The organism is Candidatus Cloacimonas sp., assembly GCA_035403355.1.
Classification (GTDB): domain Bacteria; phylum Cloacimonadota; class Cloacimonadia; order Cloacimonadales; family Cloacimonadaceae; genus Cloacimonas.
Genome location: DAONFA010000054.1, coordinates 1 through 7,029 on the forward strand (window position 1 = coordinate 1; position 7,029 = coordinate 7,029).

At 35.8% G+C, this 7,029-nt stretch carries 5 protein-coding genes; 1 reads left to right on the forward strand and 4 read right to left on the reverse strand.

All coding sequences use genetic code 11. The features are described 5' to 3' along the window. The first annotated feature begins 269 nt into the window (after positions 1 to 269). A complete protein-coding gene (locus PLE33_09005) occupies positions 270 to 1,202 on the forward strand; it encodes a DUF3520 domain-containing protein (protein HPS61379.1) in 933 nt (310 codons plus the stop codon). Positions 1,203 to 1,784: 582 nt separating this feature from the next. Here PLE33_09005 and PLE33_09010 read toward each other — a convergent pair. The 4 genes from PLE33_09010 to PLE33_09025 all read right to left on the reverse strand — a co-directional run bounded on the left by PLE33_09010 (position 1,785) and on the right by PLE33_09025 (position 6,120). Next, entirely contained in the window at positions 1,785 to 3,617 is a 1,833-nt protein-coding gene (locus PLE33_09010; protein HPS61380.1) for a hypothetical protein, read from the reverse strand. A gap of 88 nt (positions 3,618 to 3,705) precedes the next feature. After that, a complete protein-coding gene (locus tag PLE33_09015) occupies positions 3,706 to 4,971 on the reverse strand; it encodes a DUF87 domain-containing protein (protein HPS61381.1) in 1,266 nt (421 codons plus the stop codon). Beyond that, positions 4,949 to 5,377, reverse strand: a complete 429-nt coding sequence (locus PLE33_09020) for a hypothetical protein (GenBank protein HPS61382.1) — start codon at positions 5,375 to 5,377, stop codon at positions 4,949 to 4,951. Before PLE33_09020 ends, PLE33_09015 begins: the two co-directional genes overlap by 23 nt. 14 nt (positions 5,378 to 5,391) lie before the next feature. Continuing rightward, positions 5,392 to 6,120, reverse strand: coding sequence for a hypothetical protein (locus PLE33_09025; protein ID HPS61383.1), 729 nt, complete (start codon positions 6,118 to 6,120; stop codon positions 5,392 to 5,394). Between the last annotated feature and the right edge of the window lie 909 nt (positions 6,121 to 7,029).

A 7,029-nucleotide genomic window follows, 5' to 3' on the forward strand; every position in this document is an offset into this window, starting at 1 on the left:
TCCTGAACAAAAAGCCCCTAAGGGCGAGATCGGATGGTTGACCTCCTGGTCAACCTCTTCTTGTGCTTGAACGACGAGGATTTCGTTCTTCCTGAACAAAAAGCCCCTAAGGGCGACACCAGAATAGCGATGGTGGCGTAAGCCCCTCGAAAAATGCGGAAAAATAAACTTTTTGGCTCTTTGCTCTCCGCCCTCTGCCCTCTGCCTAAAAGCCCCTAAGGGCGACACAAAAATAGCGATGGTGGCGTAAGCCCCTCGGGAAATTCACGATGCAACCAGCGGTAGGTTTTGACTTACAATTTTCACCTGCCTTCAATGCAACCACACCCCACCTTCTTTTCTCACTTACAACTAATCTACTACTGGTTTTCAAACCGAAAAATTGTGAGTTAAAACAGAAAGCACACACCCTTACAACTGAACAATCAATCACCCTCTTTAAACGGTATAAACTAACAATCCTGCTGGCTGAAAATAAAACAGTGGGAAACTATAAGGATAACACACTGGAACTCTTGGCTGATAAAGGAAATGGCAATTATGCTTATATAGATGACATCAGCGAAGCCAAAAAAGTTCTGGTTAACGAAATGGCAAGCACTCTCTATACTGTAGCCAAAGATGTTAAACTGCAAATTGAATTTAATCCCGCTTATGTTAAGGCATACCGTTTAATCGGCTATGAAAAACTGCTGCTAAATAATGAGGACTTTAAGGATGACACCAAAGATGCCGGTGAACTGGGTGCAGGACATTGTGTTACAGCTGTTTATGAAATTATTCCCACTGGTTCCAAAGAACCTGTTCCCGAGCTGGATGAGCTGAAATATCAGGAAATCAAGATTACTGATGAAGCGCGTAAATCACCTGAGGCATTAACCGTTAAATTGCGTTATAAACTTCCGGATAGCGATACCAGTATTCCTTTTGAAATGCCGGTTATGAATAAAATCATCCCTTTAGAAAATGCTTCCGAAAATTATCGTTTCGCTTGTTCCGTTATTGGCTATGGAATGCTTTTGCAAGAGTCACAATATAAAGCAGCTCTCACTTGGGATATGGTTAAAGAACTGGCAGCTAAAAATATCGGCAAAGATACCGAGGGCTATAGAACTGAGTTTTTGAAACTGATAGACCTGGCAGCCAAATTACAGAAAAGACAAATCCGCGAGGAAAACCGGGACTATAATAAGGAATACTAAATAATATCGGGTAGCCGGAAGACGCTGTTTCGCCGTATTATTTTAGCCACCGAGGACACCGAAAACACCGAAAAGGGATGCCGTTTTTTCCGCAATGTTGATGTCCTCGTCAACCTAAAACCCCGCAATGTTGATGTCCTCGTCAACCACAAATCCCGCAATGTTGATGTCCTCATCATCCACAAACTATATCGCTATACAATATACAAATTTAGCCAAGCAAAATTGGTTAATTGGGAAACATTTTCTTTATTCTGGTAAAAATATATAAACGGTTAACCAAAGCATTTTGGGTATCATTAATAGAATTAACAGTCCTGTTCCGAAATTTAGAATTGCAGATGACATCCCATAAATGTTCTGCCAGATTTAATTCAGGGCTGTAGGGAGATAGAAATATCTAACATTATCGTTTTGTTTAAGTAACTTAGAGTTATACCATCCTGCTTTATCCATATTCCTTAAATTTTTATTCAATTTCCCAATTATAATCTTTAGCAGACCAAAGAAAGCAATGGTAACTTGTATTGCTCCGCTTGTAAGATCACGAACTTTTCTATCTCCAATTCGTATTTCAGAACCTCAGCGTAATATCATATAAAGAACTGCAAGGATTATGAACAAAGTGTTCGTTAGCATCAAAACTATCGGTAAACTAATTCCCCCTTTTTTTTCTGTGTCAGTTACAGGTTTTTGCCCTATTTTTTTCAAGTTATCTGCGATTAATTTTAAGAGTTGCTTTATTTCAGGGTCTAACGGAGTAGTTGTTGTTAATACGGTTTCTGGCTTATGCTCTTCAGATTGTTTTAGGTATTTCAAATACTCCTCATCAGTTATTTGTTTATTGGGCTGATTAAAGTAGTATTCAAATCCGGTATGTGTGTAGGAACTAAAATACACCAAACACTGGCATAGCTCATTGATCTCACTTTCAGATAACTCCTTAGTGTTAAAATATTTATCTATGTCAGCCACAGCCATTAAAATGCTCTGAGTATTTATATTGTTAAATCTGAATTCATCTAAATGAGCATTTCTAATTTCAGTAACAAAACTTGAGAGAGCTTTACGATCTTCGGTATAAACATAGATGAAATACTTTAGAGCTTTAACATAAATACCTAACATTGAAGCCGGGAATTGTATAGTATGTCCGTTTTCTTCTATAAAGCTTCTAATACGATCAATTGCCTCTTCAGGTTGTTTGCAAGAATTCTTAAGTTTATTCTCTTTGAGTAATGAATAGGGGATTGAGTTGTTGTTCCTGAGTTTGATAGCAAACCATTCCACCAGATTTGAAACCAACTGCCCAATAAGTTTTTCCTCCGATTCTATAGAGAATCTGCTTAGGATTATACCTAACTTCTCTTGCAGTTTAGAATAACTCCAGTCAAAAACCAAAGCATTTTGGAATACTTTTTTTAGCTCAGAATAGATCGCTGTAGTGCTGATTACAACATCCAAAGTGTTCAGAGGTATAGATTCACTAATTGGGATTGAATTTCCTTTCTCTAAACCCTTGGAATCCATCCTTACCTTTACCGCTTCCTGCAAACTTGATTGGAACACAATTGCTTCCCCTGTATTTAGATGAATCAGTCCTTTCTTTTGTCTTTGATCCAATCCTATTGCATCGCCTACTGCATTGCGGTCATCAAAAGAAAACAGACGATGGATGATTTTGAGATTAGTGTTTTTAATCACATCCGGGCTAATTTTTGTAGGGATTTGGTCTGCTACTACAATGCCCTGACCGTAAGCTCTTATCTCAGAAAGAATATTGTTGAATGTTTCTATTGCCTTACCCTTCATATCAGCGATCTCGTTGTTATTTACCTGTTGAACATTCTCAAGTAATCGGTGAGCTTCTTCTATAACAAGCAAATGACTCAAATGAACCTTGGCTTTATTATCCTTAGCGATAGATTCATTACTCTTAGCTATATAATACTCATAAATGCTAACCAGAAGAAGCCCCATAATAAAGACCTTTTCTTGAGCATCACCAATTCGTTCCAGTTCCACCACTGTAGGCCAGTTCAGTAATTTTTCAATACTGGTTCCGCTTTTAGTGTTAAGCATTGTCCCTTTAGCCCCACATTTCAAACTACCTACCCTAACCTTAAGAGCTGCAGTAAGGTCATTTTGCAGATCCTTGGAGTATCCCTGAATGCTAACTATATTATCAATACAGTTATATAGATCGTCCAAAGTGGGGAAGAAGTCAGATACATTTTTTATGCTGTTCAAGTCAATGTTGTGACTTTCACCTGATGCATCAGCATTTCTATCTACACACGATTTATTGACTATGCTGTCCCAGTAAATGTTGTGACCTGACTTGAAATCCCATCCATACCATTGATAGATATGATAAAATGCTGTTTCTAAAACATAAGGCATAGGACCATACATTGGAAATGCCGCAATAAAAATGGATTTTAAGAGGTCTAAATGGGTCTGGAGATGAACTCCGGGAGTTCCATCTTTTTTATAGGGAAACTCAAAGGGGGTTCAATTTTAAGCAATCTTCTGCTTCTATCCCTAATAGATAACGCTTTAGCCCATCTACATTCAAATCTTTGTATTCTGTCTTTGCTGGCTCAAGGATTAAAAAAGGTATCTTTTTATTATACAGACCTAAAAGCATTGATTTGATCGTTGTAGTTTTCCCACTGCCTGTTACTCCAGTAACTAATGAATGCATTACTAAATCATCATAATAAACAGTGATTGGTAACTCTGTCTGGAAATTCTTGTAAAGGCATCCTAAAGAAAGCGCATCAGGAGACGGTGATTCCATATCGTTTATTGAACCGAATTCATACTCATCAATATAGGTAATTCCTGGAATTTTTGTATTTGGTAACGCTGCTACCGATGCTATAAAACTTGTTGGTACAAACTGAGTAACAAGAAAATTATTTTTGAACAAGTTTCCAGCAGCATCTTCTATAATGGAGGGTTTTGAGTGATCCTCTTCAAATTTTATTTTTTTTTGTTGAGATGTATAGTAGTTTTCGAAGAACCAATAATTAAAACAATACACATTTTTACTTTGAGACCTCTTGATAATAATTGAAATTATGCTATCTGTAATCTCTATAGAATTTGAATAAATGCTTAGCTTAGGGTATTTGCAGATTGAAGAGCTGGCACGGTAAAGGTAATATAATTCGCTTAGATAATTGTATATAACTTCTTCAGAGATGTGTTCAATCGTTTTGCTAGTACCACCAATAATATTGGGTTTTGATACATCTATTGCTTTTTTTTTAGAGAGAACTTTTATATATTTTTCCAGTTCTTTGAGTAGTTCTTTGTAATTTATGTCATATTTACTCAGGGTAAAACTATATTCTAATTTAAAAGGATATTTGCTATGAGCTCTTACGATATCATCAATTAGATTAATGCTTAAATCATCCGAAGTAGATATATGGTTGGCACCGTATAAAACCTCCTTTTGTTCAAAATTATTGTCTGGAATCGCAGTAGATTGCCATATTGTCCTGCCTATATTTATCGTCTCTAAGATATCATCTTCTATAGAAAGTCCAATGTAATAGTTGAGCTTTTGATTACGGTATGCTATTGTGAGATAAACATCAATTATACCATATTTATTACATATATAATCTAAAAGTTCTTTGATTTCTACTATTCCATTATTCATTTTGTATTCAAAATCTGTTCGTCCATTGTATCCCTTAAATTTCTGGAATTTTTCTGCTGCTAATGTAAAGTTAGTTAGTTTGAAGTATTTCATTTTTCTCCTCCTCACTCAGCAGCCAAAACAAAACATACTCATTATCTTTGGTGTTTTGCTCAATATCTGAAAAAAACCTGCTCATCTTTTTACTCATCATATTCTGGTTCTGTGTAATGAAATCTTTAATTTTTGGTTTTTCTATCAAAAATGCGGATAACCTTTCTACAAGTGAAGGATCGTTATCTTTGTCATTAATGATTTTGGGGTCTATTAATTTGGGCTTTTCTGATCCCGTTAATTCCGCCAATCGGTCTAAAAGCCCTTTCCTGAATTCTTGTGCTACCATAATAGCTTCAAACCTTTGAATGTCACCACCTTCAAAAGCATCCTTGGAAGCTTTATCAAATCCATAGAATTGTGTTAATAATTTCTCATCTGATGTGATTGTATATATGTAAGGCATAAGTCCTCCTGAATCTAACTTATGATATTATATATTTGCTGGTGTATCCCTGGCTGAGTCACGATGATCTTGATGTCATATTCTGCAGCTTTAGAAAATAAATCCGTATAATGTTCGGGATTTTTTTTGATAGTTTCCAGCATTGATTGGTTAATTCCAATAAAGCCATTTCCCGTCTTTTCTTTGGCTGCCAGGGCTTGATTGATCACATGTTCAAAGTTCTGGCGTAATTCGTATAGTCCATTTTTAACTTCTACACCAATTTCCTGATTTGCAGGTATCACTTCAGAAATTGATTTTAACGATCCATCTTGCATAATATATGATTGAACTGGCATATCTTTTGTTAATTTGCCGGCAAAATCTACCCTGAATGTTCCCTTTTCTGTGGCAATTAGTTTTTGGCGTTCAAAAGAACCATAATTGCTTAAATTCAATTCGGCGTGATACTCTCCCATTTGCCCAATTAGATTTGGTTCAGTATATAACCGATTCATCAATGAAGCCCGTAAGTCAGGATTTGATTCTGCACTTTTAATTTCTTCAAATAGGTACTTGAAATGCTCTTTTGTAATATCTGAAGGATTACGATATAGTTCTTTCATTTTGTTGAACTCATTAATCTTGAGATGTTCAATGCCCTCTTTAACCTTCTCCAATACCTTTAATGATTCTTTTATAACCATAGCTGCCTTTTCAGCTGCTTCTTTGGCAACGATTGCAGTACTTAAAGGTCCAAGCATCTTTCCTCCTATAGTGATTGATTCACTTTTCACCTTTATTTATGTTGAAGCCCAAATGTTGGTGTTCATTCCAACTCATTGTTTTTCAGGTTTTAGAGCAAAATTTATTATCCTCGTTACACACTATAAAGAATAAGTTTAGAAACAAATTGCATTATTTTCACCTTGTCAATCCAAGTCAAGTTCTTTTTCATAAAAAAATACCTTGCTCAAATTATGTGTGCATCAAATCATATTGTATAGTGCTCTTATTTTTTTTCTGAATTTTTGCATTGACTTTGAAAGTGTGAAGTAAAGGAAAAAAGTATCTCCCTTTTTAATAAGTTCAGTTACTAAAGAAGAAGGAAAATACCGTTTCTACAATTCATCAAGAATTTACCAGTGTTAAAAAAATCCGAAAAAGAAAGCCACATAGTTTATGGACAAATTCGGCAACTGAGGTGCTGAATAAGAATATTCGGAAAAACAGGTAAACAACAAGTTTGTTGGCAAACTTCGGTTAATTGGCAAAGCAATGATTGGTTAGTTCATTTTTCCCCGAACTTTAAAATTGCGGATTGGTAGTAGGTATTATCCTTATCTATTTACCTGCCATCGGGTATTTTCTATTTTAGCATAAACTGCATATCAGATATAAGGAGCGCTTTTCGCCCTAAGTTGATAGCGTAAATCAAGTGTTTATCTAACCTTAATCAAGCGTTAATTATTAACGCTTGATTAAGGTATGTTAAACGGTAGATTGAGGGATTGGGGTAAGGGAGATAGGAGACAGCTATATGAGGAGGTTATTTTTCGTTTTAACTCACAATTTTTCGGTTTGGAAACCAGTTGCAGATCGGTTGGAAGGGAGTGGGCTTTTTGTTTTAACTCACAATTTTTCGGTTTGGAAACCAGCTAAAAAGCGGTTGG